This is a genomic window from Nakamurella flavida (genome assembly GCF_030811475.1).
In the GTDB taxonomy this organism is placed as follows: Bacteria; Actinomycetota; Actinomycetes; order Mycobacteriales; family Nakamurellaceae; genus Nakamurella; species Nakamurella flavida.
This window is the reverse complement of sequence record NZ_JAUSQV010000001.1, coordinates 4299381-4320333: the sequence shown is the minus strand read 5'-3', so window position 1 is coordinate 4320333 and position 20953 is coordinate 4299381. Positions and strand designations below refer to the sequence as shown.

The 20953-nt window shown below is 73.0% G+C and carries 16 protein-coding genes, 3 tRNA genes and 1 pseudogene; 10 read left to right on the top strand and 10 right to left on the bottom strand.

Features of this window, described 5'->3' with window-relative positions; all coding sequences use genetic code 11:
* From J2S58_RS19130 to J2S58_RS19110, 5 genes are all read right to left on the bottom strand, one after another.
* Positions 1-2972, bottom strand: a 2972-nt coding sequence (locus J2S58_RS19130) for an NAD-glutamate dehydrogenase domain-containing protein (RefSeq protein ID WP_306829325.1), incomplete at its 3' end; no start/stop codon positions are given.
* Positions 2973-3223: 251 nt separating this feature from the next.
* Complete coding sequence (ettA, locus tag J2S58_RS19125; protein WP_205257313.1) at positions 3224-4900, bottom strand: energy-dependent translational throttle protein EttA; 1677 nt, start codon at positions 4898-4900, stop codon at positions 3224-3226.
* A gap of 475 nt (positions 4901-5375) precedes the next feature.
* Positions 5376-5852, bottom strand: a complete 477-nt coding sequence (locus tag J2S58_RS19120) for a single-stranded DNA-binding protein (RefSeq protein ID WP_205257312.1) — start codon at positions 5850-5852, stop codon at positions 5376-5378.
* Positions 5853-6005: 153 nt separating this feature from the next.
* The gene (locus tag J2S58_RS19115) at positions 6006-6362 is read right to left on the bottom strand and encodes an AzlD domain-containing protein (protein WP_205257311.1); all 357 of its coding nucleotides are present in this window, start codon (positions 6360-6362) and stop codon (positions 6006-6008) included.
* Positions 6359-7042: an AzlC family ABC transporter permease gene (locus J2S58_RS19110; protein WP_205257310.1), complete on the bottom strand. Its 684-nt coding sequence runs from the start codon at positions 7040-7042 to the stop codon at positions 6359-6361. Before J2S58_RS19110 ends, J2S58_RS19115 begins: the two co-directional genes overlap by 4 nt.
* Positions 7043-7121: 79 nt before the next feature.
* Here J2S58_RS19110 and J2S58_RS19105 point away from each other — a divergent pair, with 79 nt between their 5' ends.
* A complete protein-coding gene (locus J2S58_RS19105; RefSeq protein WP_205257309.1) occupies positions 7122-7682 on the top strand; it encodes a helix-turn-helix domain-containing protein in 561 nt (186 codons plus the stop codon).
* Between the two features lie 21 nt (positions 7683-7703).
* Here J2S58_RS19105 and J2S58_RS19100 read toward each other — a convergent pair whose 3' ends face one another.
* On the bottom strand, positions 7704-9788 hold the full coding sequence (locus J2S58_RS19100) for a cytochrome c oxidase assembly protein (protein WP_205257308.1): 2085 nt from the start codon (positions 9786-9788) through the stop codon (positions 7704-7706).
* 103 nt (positions 9789-9891) lie between these two features.
* Here J2S58_RS19100 and J2S58_RS19095 point away from each other — a divergent pair.
* Positions 9892-9965, top strand: a tRNA-Arg gene (locus tag J2S58_RS19095).
* Between the two features lie 42 nt (positions 9966-10007).
* Here the strand turns inward: J2S58_RS19095 and J2S58_RS19090 are convergent.
* Positions 10008-10982: an NAD(P)/FAD-dependent oxidoreductase gene (locus tag J2S58_RS19090; protein WP_205257307.1), complete on the bottom strand. Its 975-nt coding sequence runs from the start codon at positions 10980-10982 to the stop codon at positions 10008-10010.
* A 178-nt stretch (positions 10983-11160) separates the two neighbouring features.
* Between J2S58_RS19090 and J2S58_RS19085 the strand changes: the two genes are divergently transcribed.
* The gene (locus J2S58_RS19085) at positions 11161-11763 is read left to right on the top strand and encodes a sigma-70 family RNA polymerase sigma factor (protein ID WP_205257306.1); all 603 of its coding nucleotides are present in this window, start codon (positions 11161-11163) and stop codon (positions 11761-11763) included.
* A 21-nt stretch (positions 11764-11784) separates the two neighbouring features.
* On the opposite strand, the pseudogene J2S58_RS19255 reads toward J2S58_RS19085, so the two are convergent.
* A pseudogene (locus J2S58_RS19255) lies at positions 11785-12617 on the bottom strand (hypothetical protein).
* Positions 12618-12708: 91 nt separating this feature from the next.
* Positions 12709-14385 carry a helicase HerA-like domain-containing protein gene (locus J2S58_RS19080; protein ID WP_205257305.1) on the bottom strand — a complete coding sequence of 559 codons (1677 nt, stop codon included), beginning with the start codon at positions 14383-14385 and terminating at the stop codon, positions 12709-12711.
* A gap of 99 nt (positions 14386-14484) precedes the next feature.
* Between J2S58_RS19080 and orn the strand changes: the two genes are divergently transcribed.
* The 6 genes from orn (at position 14485) to J2S58_RS19050 (ending at position 18733) form a co-directional block, all read left to right on the top strand.
* Entirely contained in the window at positions 14485-15084 is a 600-nt protein-coding gene (gene orn / locus J2S58_RS19075) for an oligoribonuclease (protein WP_205257304.1), read from the top strand.
* A 131-nt stretch (positions 15085-15215) separates the two neighbouring features.
* Positions 15216-15291: transfer RNA gene (locus tag J2S58_RS19070), tRNA-His, on the top strand.
* A gap of 146 nt (positions 15292-15437) precedes the next feature.
* Positions 15438-15513 (top strand) — tRNA-Lys (locus tag J2S58_RS19065).
* A gap of 280 nt (positions 15514-15793) precedes the next feature.
* On the top strand, positions 15794-17188 hold the full coding sequence (locus J2S58_RS19060) for a DUF2252 domain-containing protein (protein ID WP_344469958.1): 1395 nt from the start codon (positions 15794-15796) through the stop codon (positions 17186-17188).
* 445 nt (positions 17189-17633) lie between these two features.
* On the top strand, positions 17634-17849 hold the full coding sequence (locus J2S58_RS19055) for a hypervirulence associated TUDOR domain-containing protein (protein ID WP_205257303.1): 216 nt from the start codon (positions 17634-17636) through the stop codon (positions 17847-17849).
* A 41-nt stretch (positions 17850-17890) separates the two neighbouring features.
* Positions 17891-18733, top strand: coding sequence for a DUF1206 domain-containing protein (locus tag J2S58_RS19050; protein ID WP_205257302.1), 843 nt, complete (start codon positions 17891-17893; stop codon positions 18731-18733).
* 56 nt (positions 18734-18789) lie between these two features.
* Here J2S58_RS19050 and J2S58_RS19045 read toward each other — a convergent pair whose 3' ends face one another.
* The gene (locus J2S58_RS19045; protein WP_205257301.1) at positions 18790-19995 is read right to left on the bottom strand and encodes an NAD(P)/FAD-dependent oxidoreductase; all 1206 of its coding nucleotides are present in this window, start codon (positions 19993-19995) and stop codon (positions 18790-18792) included.
* Between the two features lie 184 nt (positions 19996-20179).
* On the opposite strand from J2S58_RS19045, the gene J2S58_RS19040 reads away from it, so the two are divergent.
* The gene (locus tag J2S58_RS19040; RefSeq protein WP_205257300.1) at positions 20180-20938 is read left to right on the top strand and encodes a hypothetical protein; all 759 of its coding nucleotides are present in this window, start codon (positions 20180-20182) and stop codon (positions 20936-20938) included.
* The last annotated feature ends 15 nt before the right edge of the window (positions 20939-20953 follow it).

The window sequence follows — 20953 nt, the reverse complement described above, 5'->3', positions numbered from 1 at the left end:
GGGTCGTCACCGTCCCGACGCACCACCCGCTGCGGCGGCACGACGTGCTGCCCCACCCGGTTGTCGGTGACGTCCAGCAGGGCGGCGATGAACATCTGGTAGCAGGCGATGCCCTCGGCCTGCAGCGCCTCCCGGTCCGCGCGCGGGTCCCCGGTGGGCGCCGGGGGCCGGCGCAGGACGAAGCCACCCTTGGCCCCCACGGGCACGATGACGGCGTTCTTCACCTCCTGCGCCTTGACCAGCCCGAGCACCTCGGTGCGGAAGTCCTCCGGACGGTCGGACCACCGCAGACCGCCACGGGCCACCGCCCCGAACCGCAGGTGCACGCCCTCCAACCGGGGCGAGGACACCCAGATCTCGTGGGCCGGAACCGGGTGCGGCACACCGGGGATCCGCCGCGGATCCAGCTTCAGGGCGAGCACGGGGCTGCGCTCCCCGCGGGCGTCGCGACGGTAGGCGTTGGTGCGGACCGTCGCGGTGACCATCGCCAGCACCCCGCGCAGGATCCGGTCGGCGTCCAGGCTGCTGACCTCGTCCAGGGCCCGGGTCAACCCGGTGGCCAGGTCGTCGGCCTCGACATCGGCGTCCGGGCCGGGACGGGCTCCGTCGACGGACGTGACGGCGTCGGTGACGACGTCCGTGCCCCCGTCGGTGCCGCCGGGGCTGCCGTTCGTACCGCGGGGCCGGTCGGGGTCGAACCGGGCGCCGAAGAGCGCGACCAGACCCGCGGCGATCTCCGGGTGCTCGAGCATGGCCTGCTCGACGTACCGCTGCGTGTAGGGGGTTCCGATCTGGCGCAGGTAGTGGGCGTACGACCGCAGCACCCCGACCTCGCGCCACGTCAGGCCGGCGGCCAGGACGAGCCCGTTGAAGCCGTCCACCTCGCCCTGCCCTCGCCATGTCGCGATGAACGCCGCGGAGAACCGGGACCGCAGATCGGCGGAGCGGGCCGCGTCGGCCAGCCGGCCGGCCGGGAACAGCAGGCCGAAATCGTAGATGCGCGACGGGGTCCCGTCCGTCCTCCGCACCTCGTAGGGCTGCTCGTCCAGCACGTCGGCGCCCATGCTCTGCAACACCGGCAGGGCCCGGGAGAGGGTGACGTCCCCCCCGGTGACGTACAGCTTGAGCCGGCGGGCCCCGTTGTCCTGGAGAGAGTCGGCCAACTGCAGATCCAGATCGTCCGGACCGTCCAGTGCGTCCAACCGGCGCAGGTCCTCCACGGCGTCCTCGACGCCGTAGTCCTCCTTGTAGGCGCCGTCGAACGCGTCCGCGTAGCGGGCGAGCGCACCGGCGGTGTCCAGTTCCAGGTCCGCCGCGCCCTCCCCGCCGACGACGGCCGCGACCAGCCGGTCCTCCCAGGTGCGGATGGTGCGGCGGAGGGCCTCGGTCAGCGCGGCCGGGTCGGGATGCGTCGTCCGACCGGGGTCGGTGGTCACGGTGAAGTGCAGCGCGGCGGTCGGCGAGTCGCCGACCCGGGCCGCGTAACGGATGTCCGTGCCGTCGAAGGCCTCGAGCAGGATCTGCTGCATGGCCAGCCGCGCATCGGTGGTGTAGCGATCGCGGGGCAGGTAGACCAGCACGGACACGAAGCGGCCGAACGGGTCCGGCTGCAGGAACGCGCGGAGCCGGCGGCGGCTGGCCAGTTGCAGCACGCCCGCCACGACGTCGGCGACCAACGCCGGCTCGGCCCAGAACAGGTCCGCCCGCGGGTAGGAGGAGAGCAGATCCATGGCGCGCTCGCCGGTGTAGGAATCCGGCGCTGCGCCCAGGGAGGCCAGCACCGCCTCCACCGTCCGCCGCAGCACCGGGGTGGTGGTGATCTCCGCGTTGAGCGCCCGCGGGGTCAGCACTCCGAGGAAACGGTGTTCCCGGACGACCGACCCGTCGCTGCCGAGGATGCGGACGACGACCGCCAGCGGGGGGACCTCCTGGGTCAGGGCGGACCCGGTGGAGGCCCGGGTGATCAACAGGTGGCCGGGAGACGTCTCGCCGTCCTGCGCGGAGTCCGCGAAATCGAACGCGTCCGCGGACCCCGCGACGGCACCGTCCACCCGCCCGGTGCCCGGCGCGGGGTCGACCCCGGACGCGCCGACCGGCGGGTCCCGCAGGATGCCCAGGCCGCTCCCGCGCACCGGCTGCAGGGAACCGCTCTCCGGGTCGGCCTCGTGGCGTCGGTACCCGAGGAACGTGACGTTCCCCGAGATGAGCCAGTACAGGAGATCGGCGGTCTCGATGACCTCGGTCGCCGACCGGACCGACGGTGTGGCCCGCAGGTCGGTGGCCGCGGTGGCGGCCGATCCGGTGAGTGCCGCGGCATCCTGGACGACGGCCCTGACCTCGGCCAGTGCGTCCAGCAGCAGCACCTCGACGGCCTCCGCCCGCTCGGCGTCGGTGAGCCGGTCGACCAGGATGTGCATCCAGGATTCCCGCAGCGCACCGCCCGGCTCCCGGCCGTGGGCGCCCTCCCCGAGCACATCGATCAGCCGGCCCCGCGGGTCACGCCGCACCGACAGGATCGGATGCAGGATGCGGTGCACCGTGAGCCCGGAGGACGCCAGGGCGGCGATGACCGTCTCGACGAGATGCGGCATGTCGTCGGTGACCAGGTCGACCACGGTGGAGGTGGCCGACCACGACCGGACCGGCCGTTCGTCGTCCTCCGACGGCCGATCGGCCAGTGCCGGTGGGTTGTGCACGCGCAGTGCGGGGACACCCGCCTGCCGGACCAGTCCGGTGCGACGGTGGGCCTCGACGATCGACAGCACCTCGTCGACCCGGGCGGGTTGGTCCTCCGGGGGGATGTGCCGGAAGTACGGGTCGATCAGCGAGGCCAGCTCGGGCCGGGCCGCTGCGGCCTCCCGGACCCCGCGTCCGGCCCCGTCCGGGCGGCCACCGGGCCCGATCGGATGCGCCCCGGCCGGTCCATCCCCGTCGACGACCGACCCGACCTGCACTGCCTCTGCCCGCCTCACACAACGCCCTCTCCGTCGGCGGCGGTGCTCGCTCCGTCGCGTCCCGGGAAGCCTATGCCTGCCGTCCGGCGGGTCGCCGGACCAGCGGTGGACACCGCCCGGACCCCGGGTCACGACCGGACAGCCCATCGGCGGGTGGGCGCCGCGGAGCCCCCGCGTGCGATCCCCGCCGGGGACGGAACGGCCCGGCTCCGCTCGGGACGAGCGGAACCGGGCCGGGTGTGCGGTGCCGGCGCGCCGGCGGGAGCGGGTCAGTCCCGGGTGAGCTTGCGGTGGGTCACGCGGTGCGGACGGGCGGCGTCGGCACCGAGCCGGGACAGTTTGTTCTTCTCGTAGTCGGAGAAGTTGCCCTCGAAGAAGTACCACTGGGAGGGGTTCTCGTCCGTCCCCTCCCACGCCAGGATGTGCGTGCAGGTCCGGTCCAGGAACCAGCGATCGTGGGAGATGACCACGGCGCAGCCCGGGAACTGCTCGAGCGCGTTCTCCAGCGACCCGAGCGTCTCCACGTCGAGGTCGTTGGTGGGCTCGTCGAGGAGGATGAGGTTGCCGCCCTCCTTCAGGGTCAGCGCGAGGTTCAACCGGTTGCGCTCCCCGCCGGACAGCACCCCGGACGGCTTCTGCTGGTCCGGGCCCTTGAACCCGAACGCCGAGACGTAGGCCCGCGAGGGCATCTCGACGTTGCCGACCTTGATGAAGTCCAGGCCCTCCGAGACCGTCTCCCAGACGTTCTTCTTGGGGTCGAGGCCGCCACGGTTCTGGTCGACGTAGGACAGCTTGACCGTCTCGCCGATCTTCACGTTGCCCTTGTCGGACTGCTCCAGACCCACGATGGTCTTGAACAGGGTGGTCTTGCCGACGCCGTTGGGCCCGATGACCCCGACGATGCCGTTGCGCGGCAGGGTGAAGCTGAGCCCGTCGATGAGGACCCGGTCGCCGAAGCCCTTCTTGAGGTGATCGACCTCGACGACGATGCTGCCCAGACGCGGCCCCGGCGGGATCTGGATCTCCTCGAAGTCGAGCTTGCGGGTGCGATCGGCCTCGGCCGCCATCTCCTCGTACCGGGCCAACCGAGACTTGGACTTCGCCTGCCGGGCCTTCGCGCCCGACCGCACCCAGGCCAGCTCCTCCTTGAGGCGCTTGGCCAGCTTGACGTCCTTGCGACCCTCCACCGTCATCCGTTCGGCCTTCTTCTCCAGGTAGGTGGAGTAGTTGCCCTCGTACGGGATGAGCCGGCCGCGGTCGACCTCGGCGATCCACTGTGCGACGTTGTCGAGGAAGTACCGGTCGTGGGTCACGGCCAGGACGGCGCCGGCGTAGGCCGAGAGGAACTGCTCCAGCCACTGCACCGACTCGGCGTCCAGGTGGTTGGTGGGCTCGTCGAGCAGCAACAGGTCCGGCGCGGAGAGCAACAGCTGGCACAGGGCCACCCGGCGTCGCTCACCACCGGACAGGATGCTCACGTCGGCGTCACCGGGCGGGCAGCGCAGAGCGTCCATCGCCTGGTCGATCTGCGCCTCCAGGTCCCAGGCGCCGGCGTGGTCCAGCTCCTCGGACAGGGTGCCCATCTCCTCGAGGAGCTCGTCGGAGTACTCGGTCTCCATGAGCGCGAGGACCTCGTTGTACCGCTCGAGCTTGGCGTTGGTCGTGCCGAAGGCCTGCTGGATGTTCTCCAGCACGGTCTTGCTCTCGTCGAGCTCGGGCTCCTGCATGAGGATGCCGACGGTGAAACCCGGGGACAGGAACGCCTCGCCGTTGCTCGGGGTGTCCAGGCCGGCCATGATCTTCAGGATCGTGGACTTGCCGGCGCCGTTCGGTCCGACGACGCCGATCTTGGCTCCCGGGTAGAACGACATCGTGACGTCGTCCAGGATGACCTTGTCACCCACGGCCTTTCGGGCCTTCTTCATGGTGTAGATGAACTCGGGCACGTCTCCCTCTCACTGCTCTTCGCTGTCACTGCGCTGCGTGTGTCGCGCCGCAGCGGATCCCTGCACTGCCGGTCGTCGTCCTGCCGGTCACGGACCCGCCGCCATGGCGACGGGCCTCGCGGTCACCGGGACCGCCGTGGTCGGGGACCCGGACCGCCGGGATGACCTGCGTCGACCGGCCGGTGGACCACCGACCAGTGTGCCTCACCGCACCCGGTGCGGTCCCCCGGGTTTCCCCAGGGGCACGGTGACCGCGGGAACCGACCCGGGCGCCGGTGTCGACGGACACCCGACGCCCCCGCGCGGTGACGATCCCCGCGGCCGGACTCCGGCGAGTCCCGCCCCGACCCGGCGCCCGGGCGAACCCGGTGCACAGCCCGGACCGACAGCCGGGCGGCGGTACGCCGGGGCTGCACCGAGCCCAGGTTCGGGGCGGGGCGGGGCACCGGCACACCCCTGCCCACCGGCAACCGGCTCAGAACGCCGGCTCGCCCGCCCCCACCAGCTCCACCTCCCGCTCGTGCGTACCGGTGGCGTCGGTCGCCGCACCGGACGGGCCGGCGTCCACCGACTCCGCCGGGCGTTCCTCCGGGGTGCTGCGCCGGAACCGGTTGCCGCTGCGGGCGATGTCGAGGGCCACGAGATCGGCCCGCACCTCGGTGAAGTACTCGACGGCGCCGTCCTTCTCGTACCGACGGGTCGAGAGCCGGCCGATCACGACGAGCGGGTCACCCTTGCGGACCTGACCCAGCACACCGGCGGCCACACTGCGCCAGCAGACCACCGAGACGCCGTACTCGGCGCCGTCCACCCAGCCCTGGGTGGCCTCGTCGTACCGCCGCTCGGTCGACACCACCCGGAAGGTGACCCGGTCCCCCGTGCCGCCCTCGGCGACCTGCGGATTACCCGCCACCCGCCCCACGATGGTGACCGTCGCGCCGTCGTTCTTCATGACTTCCTCCTGCCCGGGCCGGACGGGTTGCCCGACTCCTGTGCAGGTCAGCCTGGCGGCGGACGAGGCCGGGGGTGGGCCGAGCGGGCGGCCGGGGGATGGAAACCGGACATCGGGACAACCCGTCCGCCGCAAGACCCGCCCAGGATCGGGTCAGGCCACGCCCAGCGCGCGCAGGCCCGCGGTGGTGCCGGCGGCGGCCACCACGACCAGGACGAACGGGGCCCGGCGCCAGGCCAGCACCCCGCCCACGGCGACGCCGACGATCCGTGCCGTCCCGGCGAAGGCGCCGACCTCCAGGACGGCGGCCGTGGCCACCAGGGCGGCCAACAGGACCACCACCCCGCGGTCGACCAGGCGGGTCACGCCGGTCGGGAGGCGGTACCGGGACTGCAGCAGAGTGCCGGCGAGGCGGAACCCGTAGGTGCCCACGCCGAGCACCACCACCGGGACGAGCAGGCCCAGCGTGCCGGTGGCCGGGGCGACCGGGGCCGTGGCGAGCGTGGTCATCGGTCGGAGTCCCGCGGCGGCAGCAGGCCGATCGACAGCCCGGCGAGGGCGAGGAGCACGGGGAGCCCGGGTGGCAGGAGGGGGCTGAGGGCGACCGCCAGGACCGCGCCGGTGATGGCGGCCCGGCGGGCTGCGGGCTCGCGCAGCGCGGGCAGGATCAACGCCAACAGGGCGGCCGGGAAGGCCGCGTCCAGGCCCAGCACGTCGGTGTCACCGACCAGGTTCCCACCGAGCGCCCCGACGAGGACGCCGGCGTTCCACCCGAGGAACAGGCCCACCGCCGACGTCCAGTACACGGCCCGCCGCCGGGTGTCGTCCGGTTCGGCCAGGGTGAAGGCGACCGACTCGTCGATGAGCAGGTAGCTGCCGAACACCCGCTCGGCCGCCCGACCGCCGATCACCGGACCGAGGGCGAGCCCGAAGGGCAGGTGCCGGGCGTTCACCAGCAGGCCGGCGAGCACGGCCGCCACCGGGCTGCCCCCGGCGGCCAGGATGCCGACGAAGAGGAACTGCGCCGCACCGGCGAAGACGACCACGGACATCACCACCGGCAGCCATACCGGCAGGCCCGATCCCACGGTCACGGCACCGAAGGAGGCCCCGACGACGGCCACGGCCAGACAGACCAGCGCGATGTCCCGCACCCGGTCACGACCCAGGTGGACCCACGTGGCTCTCATGTGCAGATGCTGGACGGACGGGTTAGTGTTCGTCAAGTCGAACGATCCGTTCGATATGACGTACGAGGGAGGTGAGGGCATGAGCCCGAACGACGGCGCCCCCCTGGCCATCATCGCTGCGGCCCTGCAGCGGGAGCGGCACCGCGCGGGGCTGTCGCTCGCCGAGGTGGCCCGGCGTGCCGGGATCGCGAAGTCCACCCTCTCCCAGCTGGAGGCGGGGGTGGGCAACCCCAGCATCGAGACGCTGTGGGCGCTGAGCACCACTCTGAACGTCAACTTCGCCCGGCTGGTGGAACCGCCGCGCAACACGGTGACGCTCGTCCGCGCCGGGTCGGGGCCGAGCGTGGCGTCGGGAACCGCCGACTACCGGACCGCCCTGCTCTCGGCCGGCCCGCCCGGCGCACGACGGGACCTCTACCTCATCACCGCCGAACCCGACCGCACCCATCGGTCCGCACCGCACGCCGCAGGCGTGGTGGAACACCTGGTGCTGGGTACCGGGCGCGCCCTGGTGGGGCCGGCCGAGGACCCGGTGGAGCTCGGGCCGGGCGATTACCTCGGCTACCCCGGCGACATCCCCCACCTGTTCCGCGCGCTGGCGCCCGGTACCACCGCGGTGATCGTGTCCGAGCACATCTGACCGCGCGACTCCGGCGGCGCGTCAGCGACCGTCGCCGGGCGGAACCGCATCGGGTTGACGCACGCGTTGCCGTTCGGCCAGGCCCGCCAGCATGGCGTTGTACGCGTCGAGCTCGTCGTCCGCAGCTCCCCGGGTGGTCGTCCGGTCGGACCGGGCCGCCTCGCGCTCGTCGCTCTTGGCCCACTGGGCGAGCAGGGCGATGACCACGATGATGATCGGGATCTCGGTGGCCCCCCAGGCGATGGCGCCACCCAGCCGCTGATCGCTGACCAGATCGGTGTTCCAGGGCACCAACCCCGTGTAGTAGCCGGCAGCCATCGCCGTGTGGGAGTTCATCAGGGCCAACCCGAAGAACGCGTGGAACGGCAGGGCCCCCAGCAACAGGCCCAGTTTCACCAGGGGTTGGAGCCGACGGGGGGTGGGGTCGACGCCGATGATGACCCAGTAGTAGAGGTAGCCGACGGCCAGGAAGTGCACGTTCATGATCAGGTGGCCGAGGTGCGATCCGATCATGGCGTCGAACAGCGGCGTGAAGTACACCGCGAAGAACGACCCGATGAACAGGGCGAAGACGATCAGCGGATGGGTGAGGAACCGGGTGACCGGGCTGTGCACACCGGCCACGATCGCCTCCCGCAAGCCCGACACCTCTCCACGCCGGGCGGCCGGCAGCACACGCAGGGCGAGGGTGGTCGGCCCGCCGAGCACCAGCAGGATCGGTGCCATCATGCCCAGCACCATGTGGGCGATCATGTGGATCGAGAACTGCGCCTCGGCGTACCGGCCCAGACCGGACGAGGTCGCCACGAGCACCATGGCGCAGCCGCCGAGCCAGGCCGCGGTTCGCCCGCGACTCCAGTCGTCGCCGCGCCGGCGCAACCGGCGGACGCCGACCAGGTAGAGCACCGCAGCGGCGACCACCGCCGGGCCGAGGATCCAGTCGATCCGCCAGTCCAGCAGCAGCCGACCCACCGTCGGCGGGCCCGAGATGTCGAAGCCGAGCAGCAGTTCGATGTCGCTGGGGACGGCGGCGGAGGTCGGCGGGGATGCCGTCCGGGCCAGTGCGGCCGCGACACCCAGGGTGGCCGCCATGATCAGGACCTCGACCACGGCCAACCGCAGGAAGGGCCGCCGGTCCGAGCCGTCACCGAGGGTGCGCAACGTCCGGGCTCGATGCCGCCACCCGAGCAGACCCAGCGTGATGAGGAGCGCAGCCTTGGCCAGCACCAGCCGGCCGTAGTCGGTCAACCACAGGTCGTTGACGGCGGCGAGCCGCACCCAGGCGTTGATCAGGCCGGACAGGGCCACCACGACGAACGCGACGAGCGCCATCGCCGAGTAGCGCCGCGCGATCACGTCCAGGTGGGCGACCCGCTGGCGCACCAGACCGAGCAGGGCGACGAGCCCGCCGACCCAGGCGGACACCCCGACGAGGTGGTAGATCATCGTGTCGACGGCGACGTCGTGATCGCCGGACTGGGCGGCGTGACCGCCGACGGCCTGGGGCAGCACCCCGATCAGGGCCATCACCAGCAGAGCCCCGGCCCACGGGCGCCGCAGCACCACCCGGGCGAGGACGGCGACGAGCGCGGCCAGAACCGCGGCGATCAGGTAGCCGCGGATGGCGTCGGACACGCTCACGCCCTGGATCACCGTGTCCGCGGACAGGGCGTCCACCAGGGACCCGCCGTAGGTGTCGGCGTAGGTGAGCGGGACGAGCGCCAGCGCGGCTGCGGCCCAGACCCACGCGGCCAGCGAGGCGGCCCGGACGGCGCGGTAGCCCCCGACGTCCAGGCGACCCTGCTCGCGCGGGGGGACCAGGACGACCGCAGCGAGCAGCCAACCCACCGTCAGCGCAGCCGTCAGGTCGAACAGCGCCTTGACCCCGGGAGTGGCGTACTCGACCAGGCGCCCGGCGTCCGGGAGGCCGGGGATGAGCACCCGGGGAGACACGGTGGCCGCCAGTCCGATGGCCAGGCACACCGCGACCAGGGCCATCGCGAGGGTGGTGACGGAGACGGTCCACCGGGCACGAACGGGTTCGACGGGAGCGGCGGACCCGTCGGCCGGGCCGTCGAGAGGCTGGGTACGGACGGTCTCGGACACTCCCCGAGCGTACTGCTGGCCCCCGACGGTCCCCCGGTTTCGCCGGGGGCCCGGAGCCGCTCCGGGGGCGCCGGACACCGGGGCGGTTACCCTGCTCACTCAGGCGCTCGTAGCTCAGTTGGATAGAGCAGGGGACTTCTAATCCTCAGGTCGCAGGTTCGAATCCTGCCGGGCGCGCCCACCCGCCTGCTCCTGCGGTGCCCCGGGCGTCGGCCGGGGTCACCCCCGGGCCGCGACCAGTGCCCGGGCCAGATCGGTGCCCGACCGCCACGCGCTCTCCACCCGGGGCGATCCCTGCGGGCACCACTGATCACCGGCCAGACCCACCCACCGGCCGTCCTCCTCCCGGAGGAAGAACGCCTCGGGGCGTGCATCCGCGGGTTTGGCGAAGGTCCAGCGGTGGGCATGGGTCCAGGCCGGCGCACCCACACCGAGCAGGTCCCCGACCCCGGCGACCATCGGCGCGACGGCCGTGTCCGGATCCGCCAGGTGCCGGCGGGCCCGGTCGGGCGTGCTGTGCGCGACCAGGACGGGGGCGCCGTCGCCGCGCCGGCTCCCGTCGTCGGCGAGGAACTCGATGTCCGGGTGGGTGACGAAGGCCGCATCCGGCAGGTCCCATCCCCGTTCGGTGAACCCGAGGACGACGGTGATCACCGGCAGGTAGTCGACCGGGGAGGGGACGTCCACGAGCCTGGCGGCCTGCGGGTCGGGCATGGCGACCACGACGTCACCGGTGGGCAGCTCGGTCACCGGCGACGCGGACCGGACGTCCTGATCGGCGAGCATCGCGGCGACGAGGGACCGCAGTCCACCGGGAGTGGCCCAGCGCACCGGCCCGGTCTTGCGTTCGGGGGCCCGGCCCGCCTCGAGCACGCTGAACGTGTCGGTCCACTCCCGAGCCAGCCCGGCGCTCCGCCATCCCGCCACGACCTCGGCGAACTCGTCGTCCCGCACGGTGAAGTACCCCGCCCCGAGATCGACGGCCCGCTCGTGCAGGGTGCGGCTCGCCATCCGGCCGCCGACCCCGCGACCGCGGTCCAGGACGCGGACGGGGACGCCGGCCCGGGTGAGCTCCACCGCGCAGGCCGCGCCGGCCATGCCGGCACCGATGACCGTCACCGTCCGGTCGTCGGTACGGGCGGAGGCGGTCGACGACGGAGCGGGCGACAGGTTCGCGGGCGCGATCTCGGACATGGGTCACTTCTACCCCACGCTCCCGGGCCGGTGGCGGTCACGCCGCCGGCCGTGCCGAAACGGGTCTGTGAGGTCTGCGTGTGGCCTGCCATCATGGGTGCGTTCCCCGACCGCTGCCGTGTCCGCCCCGGACGTCCGGTGCGTCGGGTGGACCGGGGCGGGAACGGGGCAGGGGCGCATGGCGGAACACACCGGCGATGTGACGGAGCTGGTCGTGGCGGCCGCCGCCGGCGATGCACGGGCCTGGAACGACCTGGTGGAGCGGTACCTCCCGCTGGTGATCTCGGTGCTCCGGCGCTACCGGATGAGCGACCGCGACGCCGAGGACGTCAGTCAGACCGTGTGGCTGCGCCTGGTCGAACACCTGGGCTCGCTCCGCGAACCACGGGCACTGCCGTCCTGGATCGTCACCACGACGAAGAACGAGGCCCTGCGGGTGCTGCGCGCCCGGCGGCTGGGCATCCCGGTGGATCCGCAGACCGACGCCGCCCTGGAACGGCCCACCACGGACGAGGTCGACCAGGACCTGCTGACCGCCGAGCGGAGACAGGTGGTCCGGGACGGCCTGGCCGAGCTGTCCGCCACCCAGCGCGAACTCCTGCTCCTGCTGGTCGCCGACCCGCCGATCGGCTACGAGGAGATCGGCCGACGGCTGGGCATGCCGGTCGGCAGCATCGGGCCGACCCGCGCCCGCTGCCTGCGGAAGCTCCGCGAGACGACGGCGCTGCGGTCGTTCCTGGCGCCCGGGACGGGCCGGCCGGCCGGACCACCCGGCCGCTGAGCCGACCGGGCCGCGGTGGGCTCAGATGTCGAAGCCACCACCGAAGTCACCGCCGCCGCCGAAGTCACCACCGCCGAAGTCACCACCACCCCAGCCGCCGCCGCCCTGGTCGAACCCGCCCTGGTCGAACCCGCCCTGGTCCCCACCGGCATCGCCGCCCTGACCCGCACCGTCGTCCCCCTGTCCACCGTCGGCCAGGCCCTGCTCGTAGCCCGCGTCGTACCCGCCGCCACCCCAGGCGCGCCCATGCCCGCCATGCCCGCGAACAGCGAGGAGGCGACGAGGTAGGTACCCACGCCCCAGGCGCCGGCCACCAGGGCCGGCTTCCACCACGGTTCGGAGTACCACCCGCGCGGCACCGGCCGGCCGGCGACCATGCCGCCCGGGTAGTAGTGCTGGGTGCTGTCCCCGGCCCGCGGCGAGGCCTCGTACTCGCGGCCCTCGACGGACACCGACCGGTCCTCGGTGACGGCGCCGGCCTGCTGCTGTCCGGGCATCGCCGGCAGGTCCGGGCCGGGGTCCAGGCCCAGGGAGGTCCGCGCCGCCCGGACGTAGTAGAGGCCCTCGTAGGCGGTCTGCTGGGCGAGGCGGTACTGCTGCTCGGTCGTCGCCTGCTCGACCTGCGAGCCGGCGGCGGTGAACCGCTCGGAGGCGTCGGCCAGGGCCTGCCGGGCCGCGGCATCCGCACCGGGGTCCAGGGCGTAGACCTGGCCGCCGAGCCGCTCGACCCAGCGGCGGGCCTCGGCCCGGGCGTCGTCCAGGGACCGCGTGGCGGCCTTCCTCCGGGCCTGCAGGTAGTAGGCGGCACCGCCGACCACGAGCACCAGCAGCACGATCCACAGCACGGCTTCCACCGACAGCCTTCTCGTCAGGACTTCCCGGGGGTCAACGCACCCGCACCGGTCATCGTTCCGGCCGGCCCGCTCCAGGGTGCCCCGGCCAGGACTACCGGCGGCGTCGGCGGCGGGTACCGGTGACCGATCGACCCAACGCCCCGCCGATGGCCGAGCCGAACGACCGCATGAACGAACTCACCACCGGGCTGCTGATCAGGTCGCCCAACCGCTCGGCGGTGGACGGGCCGGACGAGGCCGGAGGCGAGGGTTCGGGTGATCCGAGGTAGGGGTTGTCCGGCGGGGTCAGGTCCGGCCAGGCCGGTGCCGACGTGCCGGTCGGAGTCGGGGTGGAGGTCGGGGGCGGCGCGGTACCGCCCGCCGGTGCCGCGGCATCGCCCGCGTGGGCCAACCGGCCGGTCAGCATCTCGTAGGCCGACTCCCGATCCAGCACCACCTGGTAGCGGCCGAGCAGCGGCGAGGCGGTGAGGGCGGCCTGCCGGTCGGCCACCGGCGAGGGGGCCATCAGCGAACGGGGCGGACGGATGCGCGTCCACGCCACCGGGGTCGGCGCGCCCCGTTCGGACAGCACGGTGACGATCGCCTCCCCCGTGCCCAGTGTGGTCAGCGCGGTGCCCAGGTCGTAGTCGTCCGTCGTCGGGTACGTCCGGACGGTGGCGGCCAGCGCCTTCTGGTCCTGCGGGGTGAAGGCCCGCAGCGCGTGCTGGATGCGGGCCCCGAGCTGGGACAGCACCGGCGCGGGCACGTCGGTCGGGAGCTGGGTGCAGAAGAACACCCCGACCCCCTTGGAGCGGATGAGCTTGACCGTCTGCTCGATGGACTGCCGGAAGGCCTTGCTGGCGTCGGTGAACAGCAGGTGGGCCTCGTCGAACAGGAAGACCAGCTTCGGGCGGTCGAGATCGCCCACCTCGGGCAGGGTCTCGAACAGCTCGGCGAGCAGCCACATGAGGAACGTGGCGTAGAGCGCGGGACGGGTCTGCAGTCCGGTGACGTCGAGCAGGTTGATCACGCCCCGACCGTCGGGGGCGGTGCGCAACAGGTCGGCCACCGAGAACTCCGGCTCGCCGAAGAAGTCGTCGCCGCCCTGGGCGGCCAGGGTGGTCACCGCCCGCAGGATGACCCCGGCCGTGGCCCGGGACACCCCGCCGAGATCCTTCAGGTCCTGCTTGCCCTCGTCGGACGTCAGGTGGGCGATGACCGCCCGCAGGTCCGCGAGGTCGAGCAGCGGCAGTCCGGCCTGGTCGGCGAAGTGGAAGACCAGGCCGAGGGTCGATTCCTGGGTGTCGTTGAGATCGAGCACCCGGGAGAGCAGCAACGGACCGAAGGAGTCCACGGTGGCCCGCAGGGGCACGGAGTCGCCCGCGCCGGCCACGGACAGGAACTCGACCGGGAAGGACGTCGGCGTCCAGTCGTCACCGGTCTCCGCCGCCCGGGTGGTGACCCGGTCACCCCTCTCCCCCGCGGTGAGCAGCCCGGACAGATCGCCCTTCACATCGGGGGCCAGCACGGGCACCCCCGCCGCGCTGAGCTGCTCGGCGATGAGCTGGAGCGTCTTGGTCTTGCCGGTGCCGGTGGCCCCCGCGATCAGGCCGTGCCGGTTCATCGTGGCCAGCGGCAGGCGCACGAGCGCCGACGGATCGGCCACCCCGTCCACGACCACCGACCCCAGGGTGATGGCCGCGGCGACGGTGTCGTACCCGGCCGCGATGCGGCGGGCGGGCGACTCCCCCGGCCCACCCGACGGTGCGCTGGTTCCCTGCTCGGACATGCATCCTCCCGCGGGCGACCCTCGGGGCCGGGTCGCGCGGGCCGAGCGTAACCAGCGCGTACCGGCCGGGCCCGGCGGCCGACCATTAGGGTCGGTCGGATGAACGACAGACTGGTGTGGATCGACTGCGAGATGACCGGCCTCGACCTGAAGAACGACAAGCTCATCGAGATCGCCGCCCTGGTCACCGACGCGGATCTGAACATCCTCGGCGAGGGCATCGACATCGTCATCCACGCCGATGACGAGGCACTGGCCAACATGCCCCCGGTGGTGACCGAGATGCATGCGAAATCCGGCCTGACCGAGGAGGTCCGGGCCTCGACGGTGACGGTCCCCGAGGCCGAGCGCATGGTGCTGGACTACCTCAAGCAGTTCATCCCGGAACCGCGGACCGCCCCGCTGGCCGGCAACTCCATCGGTACCGACCGCGGTTTCATCGCCCGGGACATGCCGGAGCTGGACGGGCACCTGCACTACCGCCTCGTCGACGTCTCGACGATCAAGGAACTGACCCGACGCTGGTTCCCGCGGATCTACTTCGCGCAGCCCACCAAGGGGCTGGCCCACCGGGCGCTGGCCGACATCACCGAATCCATCCGCGAGCTCGCCTACTACCGACGCACCGCGTTCGTCGCCGACCCCGGGCCCACCTCCGAGCAGGCCCAGGCCGTCGCCGCGGAGCTCCTCGGCCGCTGACCTGCCGCCGTCCGCCGACCACCGCCCGCCGGACGGACGGACGGACGTCACGAGATGGACCGGAGCACCCCGCGCCATCACGTAGACTTCCCGAGTCCGAAAGGCCCCCGGGGCCTGACGGGCGGCACATGGTGGGCGTAGCTCAGCTGGTAGAGCTCCGGCTTGTGGTGCCGGTGGTCGCGGGTTCAAGTCCCGTCGCTCACCCCATGGCAGTCGAACGGCCCCCGCTCCGGCGGGGGCCGTTCGTGCGTCCGGGCCCGGCCCGTCGCCCTCACCAGCGGTTTCATGATCCGGCCGTCCAGCCTGTAGAGTTCACCCTCGAAGCCGGGCGCTGGTCACCCGGAGTCGAGTACGCGCCATTAGCTCAATTGGCAGAGCAGCTGACTCTTAATCAGCGGGTTCGGGGTTCAAGTCCCTGATGGCGCACCACCAGAACGCCCCGTCCGATCATCGGACGGGGCGTTCTGCTGTCCGGGCACATGCCACCGAGACACCTCGACCCCCACCCGGCCCGCCCCGTATCGATCATGGGGCGGTCCGTCGGGTCCGCGATGTCCCTGGTCGTAGGCTGACCGCGGCGTCGTGATCCCCGGGTGCCGGGGGCCGCCCCGTCGGAACGAGGATCGCCGTGGACCTCCCGCCCCCGGCCGGTGCGCCGGCCGACCAGATCACCGCCGCCGGGCGGACCCGGGAGGACCGCGGGCACGTCGTGTTCGCGGCCGCCGCCGGGGAGGACTACGCCTCGCTCCGCCGGACCCCGGTCGCCCGCCAGGAGCGCTACCGCCTCGGCCGGGCGTTGCGGCAGCAGGTGCCGCGTTCCAGCCTGGGCGACTGGACCCCACCCACCGACCGCCCCGACCCGGTGCAGCTGGTCCGCGAGTCGCACGAGGGCCGGGTCGAACGGCTCATCCCGATCCGCGTGGGGCGGATGGCCGACTCGCCCTACGGGTTCCTGCGCGGCACGGCCGTGGTGATGGCCGACGACGTCGCCCACCTCCCGTCCACCGGGATCACTCCCGTGGTGTGCGGTGACGCCCACCTGGGCAACTTCGGCTTCTACGCCTCCCCCGAACGCGATCTCGTCATCGACCTGAACGACTTCGACGAGGCCCACCCCGGCGGATGGGAGTGGGATCTCCGCCGACTCGTCGCCAGCATCTGGGTCGCCGGTCGGCAGAACGGGGCGGACGAGGACCAGTGCGAGACGGCCACCCGGTCCTGCGTGTCCTCCTACCGGGCGGAGGTGCGCACCCTGGCCGAGCAGCCACTGCTGTCCCGGTCCTACGAGCGGTTGACGGTCCAGCGGCTGAGCGAGCGGGCCGCCGATGCCTCACTGCGCGCGGAGATCGCCCGGGCGGCGGATCGCGCCCGCAGCCGGACCAGTGACCGGGCCCTCCCCCGGTTCACCCAGCGGCATCTCGGCCGGCGCACCATCGTCGAGGAACCCCCGCTGATCACCCGGGTGCCCGAGGACGAGTTCCACGCCATCGCCGCGGCCCTGGACGACTACCTCGGCACCCTGGCCTCCCACTGGCGCCGGGCCCTCGGGGGCTACACCGTCGTGGACATCGCCCACAAGGTCGTCGGGGTGGGCAGCGTGGGTCTGCGAGCCTACGTCGCCCTGCTGGAGGGCAGCAGTCCGGACGACGTGGTGTTCCTCCAGCTCAAGCAGGCCCGCCGCTCGGTGCTGGCCCGGTACGTGCACGGCGACTCGGCCTGGCACCGGCACCAGGGGCAACGGGTGGTCGAGTACCAGCAGGCCCTGCAGACGGTCAGCGACCCCCTGTTGGGCTGGGCCACCGTCGGCGAACGGCAGTACTACGTCCGCCAGTTCCGGAACATGAAGGGCACCGTGGCCCTGGACTCCATCGATCCGGCCGCCCTGTCGGACTACGCCGGCATCGTCGGCCACCTGCTGGCCAAGGGGCACGCCCGCACCAGCGGCGCTTCGATGATCTCCGGCTACGTGGGCGGGTCGGACAAGCTGGACAGCGCCCTGGCCCGGTTCGCCCGGCTGTACGCCGACCAGACGGAGAGCGATCACGCGCGGCTGGTGGACGCGGTGCGCCGGGGCGTGCTGCCCATCGAGCGCCTGGACCGCTGACCCCTCAGCGGGGCCGCCCGACCCGACCCCGGACATGAAGGACCCCTGGGCTGTTCCGTCCGCAGCGAGCTGCGGACGGGCCGACTGGACGAGGGTCGGCGGCCCAGGGGGGTGGTGACTGCCCGGTATTGCCAAGCTGCCGGATCACGCGACCCCTCCGGGCCGTGTCGTCTCCGACGGTGATGCGCGACGGCCTAGCGGCCAGTCACCTCACGAGTCCATGACGTCATCAACGTTGGACCACCTCCTCTCCCGTGTACCGACGAATGTACGCGCGCCGCAGCGGGTCTCGCCAGGAAATTTCGGACGAGGCAGCGTCGGTTGCGTCCGGACAACGGCTCCCCGGGGTACTGCACCTCGACCCCCCGCGGACACCCCGGCCGGGGGCCACCCCGCAGCGACCTCCGGGGCCGCATCAGCACGACGCATCGACAAGGAGAACGACATGAGCGACGACAAGGATCTGTCCCCCGGCGACGAGGTGACCTGGAAGACCCACGGCACCACGACCGAGGGCACCGTCAAGGAGAAGATCACCGAGGACACGGAAGCCGGCGGACGCACCGTCCGGGCCAGCGAGGACGAGCCGCAGTACCTGGTGGAGAGCGACAAGTCCGGCAAGGACGCCGTCCACAAGCCGGAGAGCCTGGACGAGAAGTAGGTCCGCACGACGGCGGGCCCGGGACGTGTCAGGCTCACGCCATGTCCACGTCACGACCCGGGTCCGCCGCCGACCAGGCCGAGCAGGCCGGTGGCCGGTTGGTGAACAGCCGGCCGTTCACGATGCTCATCACGGTGGGACTCGTCGCCTTCGGCATCGTCCATCTGCTCGTCGGGTGGATCGCCCTGCAACTCGCCTGGGGACTGCCGACGGGCGGGCGGGAAGCATCGCAGCAGGGGGCGCTCGCCACCATGGTCGGCAGTCCGTTCGGGGCCGTCCTGCTCGCCGTCACCGCCGCCGGACTGGCCGTGCTCGCCGTCTGGCAGGCGGCGGAGGCGATCTGGGGCCACCGGCGACGCCGCGCCGCGAAGCGCCTCCGCAAGCGGCTCGGCTCCGCGGCCAGGGCGGTCATCTACGCAGCCCTCGCCCTCACCGCGTTGCGCACCCTCACCAGTGGATCGCAGTCCGGCGGATCGGAGGAGGAGTCGATGACGGGCCGGGTGCTGGCCGCGCCGTTCGGCCGGATCCTGGTCCTCGTCGCCGCGGCGGCCGTCGTCGCGGTGGGGGTGCGCCTGATCGTGAAGGGCGTGGGGCGGAAGTTCACCGAGGACCTGGCCGGCGGCGTCGACCGGCGGGCCCTGCTGCTGGGTCAGATCGGCTACGTGGCCAAGGGTGTCGCTCTGGCCGTGGTCGGCGGCCTGCTCGGCTGGGCCGCGGTGGACTACGACCCGGAGCGGGCCGGTGGGCTGGACGACGCCCTGAGCACCGTGCACGACGCCCCCCTCGGGTCCGTCCTGCTGACCCTGATGGCGCTGGGCTTCGCGTCGTTCGGAGTGTTCTGCTTCTTCTGGGCCCGACATCCCCGCACCACCGTGCAGGAATAGCGACGGGGCCGATCCGGACTCGCCGGATCGACCCCGTCGGTCGAGCGGGGGGGCGGTCAGTCCCGGGCCGGGGCGCCCTCGCCGACCAGTTCCCCACCCCGCTCGTAGTCCTCGTCCGCCCCGTGGGCGAGGACCCCCACGAGGACGCCGTCCCGGGCGTACCAGGCGGTGAACGCTCCCGGCTCGCCGCCGGCGTGGTCGACCACCGTCACGTCGTCGAAGCCGTCCCCCCAGGCCGCGTACTTCAGGGTGCGGTCGCCGATCTCCGACCAGAACCCCGGCACCGCCGACCAGGCGGCGGTCCCATCGCCCGCCGCCTGCCGTCCGGCCACCTCCCCCATCGCCAGGGCCTCGCCCCAGTGCTCCACGGCCAGATGACGTCCCGCGGCGGCGTTCCGCGCCAGCACGGCGTCGCCCGCGGCCCAGATGCCGGGGAAGGACGTGCGCATGTGTTCGTCGACGACGATGCGCCCCTCCTGGACGGCAACCCCCGCGTCCTGCACGAAGCCCGTCACCGGGCGGACCCCGACGGCGGCCAGCACCAGGTCGGCGGTCAGGGTCGAGCCGTCCGTCAGTACCACCGTGCGGCCGTCCTCGATGCGCTCCACCGATCGGCCACCCAGCAGTCGCACCCCTTCGTCGTCGAGCCAACCGGCCAACCGTCGACCGACCTCGGCGCCCAGCCTCTTCTCCTGGGGGGTGTCCTGCGGGGAGACCATCGTGACCGAGACCCCGCGCCGGGCCAGCGAGACGGCGGCCTCGCACCCGATGAATCCGGACCCGACGACCACGGCCGTCCGGGCGTCCTCGGCCGATCCCCGCAATGCCCGCGCCTGGGCGAGGAACCGCAGGGTGTGCACGGCGGGGTGATCACCGCCGGGCACCGGGAGCGTCACCGGCTCCATGCCGACGGCGAGCACGAGGGTGCGATAGCTCAGCGTCCGCCCGGAGGCCAGGTCCACCGTCCGCGCGGCAGGGTCGAGGGCGATGACGCTCTCGCCGACCTCCACGGTGATGTCGGGGTCGGTGTCGGGGTCGAGCTCGGTGTCCGGGCCGCCGTCCTCGGCGGACAGCGGGAGTTCGTCCTCACCCGTCTCCCCGCGCAGGTAGTCCTTGGACAGCGGCGGGCGGTTGTAGGGCGGATCCTCGTCGGCACTGAGGATGCGGACCGGGCCGGTACCGCCGGCGGCGCGGAAGGCCAGCGCGGCGGCATGCCCGGCGGGTCCGCCGCCGACGACCAGCAGGGCGTCGACGGGGCTCATCGGGCCGACTCCGGGCGAGGAGGCCGGACGGGGGCGGGAGACGGGGTCGGGAGGGCGGGGCGGCGGTGCCCGCGATGCGCGATCATGACGCCAGGGTAGGGACGCCGCCCGCGAGCCGGGTGATCCTGCCCCCGAGGGGACGACTTCACTGTCCCCACGACCCCGGGCGTGTCATCCTGAGGCGATGATGCGGGGGCTGGTGGGCGTGCTGCTCACCGGTCTGACCGCGCTCTGGGTGATCAGCGTCCACCCCGGTCCGCAGAGCGGCGGTGATCGCGCGGCCGACGAGGCCCTGCACGCCGTCACCACCGCGTCGTTCGACCCCCGCCGCCCCGATGCCGCGTTCCCCGCCGACTGGGCGACGGTGATGGGGTACCGGCCCCTGGTCGCGATCGGGCCGCACGACACCCCGATCCTCATCAAGCCGACCGGCGACTGCTCCTCGCCGACCGGGCCGACCCGGTACGACTTCGACGTGGTCTGCAAGGAACACGACCTGGCCTACGACATCGTCCGGTACGCCGGCCGGATCGGCGCCCCCCTGGCCTCCGGCGGCCGTCAGGACGCCGACGCGATGTTCCGGTCCGAGCTGCACGCCCGATGCGATCAGCAGCACACCACCGGCGCCGACGCGGCCGTGTGCCACGGTCTGGCCGAGTCGTTCGCCGTGGTGGTGGACGTCAACTCGTGGCGGCAGGGCTACCGACCCCCGGAACCGGAGAGCGGCTGGTCGCTGGTGCTGTTCTGGGTGGTCTGCGGCGGGGTCGCGGTCCTGGCCGCGGGCCGACGGTACGGCTCGCGCATCCCGGCCGGTCTGACCTGGCATCCGGCACACCTGCTGCCGACCCTGCACCACCCGCGCCGGTGGCCCGACGTCCTCGTCCGGGACGCCGGACCGGCCGTCCCGCTGCCCGGGCCGGCACCCCGGGAACCGGTGTCCTGACCCACCCGCGGCTCG

Coding starts and splice junctions, on each gene's coding strand:
- J2S58_RS19120 (WP_205257312.1), bottom strand. CDS start 5,852: ATGAAGAACGACGGCGCGACGGTCACCATCGTGGGGCGGGTGGCGGGT.
- J2S58_RS19080 (WP_205257305.1), bottom strand. CDS start 14,385: ATGTCCGAGCAGGGAACCAGCGCACCGTCGGGTGGGCCGGGGGAGTCG.
- J2S58_RS19045 (WP_205257301.1), bottom strand. CDS start 19,995: ATGAGCCCCGTCGACGCCCTGCTGGTCGTCGGCGGCGGACCCGCCGGG.
- J2S58_RS19055 (WP_205257303.1), top strand. CDS start 17,634: ATGAGCGACGACAAGGATCTGTCCCCCGGCGACGAGGTGACCTGGAAG.
- J2S58_RS19090 (WP_205257307.1), bottom strand. CDS start 10,982: ATGTCCGAGATCGCGCCCGCGAACCTGTCGCCCGCTCCGTCGTCGACC.
- J2S58_RS19115 (WP_205257311.1), bottom strand. CDS start 6,362: ATGACCACGCTCGCCACGGCCCCGGTCGCCCCGGCCACCGGCACGCTG.
- J2S58_RS19085 (WP_205257306.1), top strand. CDS start 11,161: ATGGCGGAACACACCGGCGATGTGACGGAGCTGGTCGTGGCGGCCGCC.
- J2S58_RS19105 (WP_205257309.1), top strand. CDS start 7,122: ATGAGCCCGAACGACGGCGCCCCCCTGGCCATCATCGCTGCGGCCCTG.
- orn (WP_205257304.1), top strand. CDS start 14,485: ATGAACGACAGACTGGTGTGGATCGACTGCGAGATGACCGGCCTCGAC.
- J2S58_RS19040 (WP_205257300.1), top strand. CDS start 20,180: ATGATGCGGGGGCTGGTGGGCGTGCTGCTCACCGGTCTGACCGCGCTC.
- J2S58_RS19110 (WP_205257310.1), bottom strand. CDS start 7,042: ATGAGAGCCACGTGGGTCCACCTGGGTCGTGACCGGGTGCGGGACATC.
- J2S58_RS19050 (WP_205257302.1), top strand. CDS start 17,891: ATGTCCACGTCACGACCCGGGTCCGCCGCCGACCAGGCCGAGCAGGCC.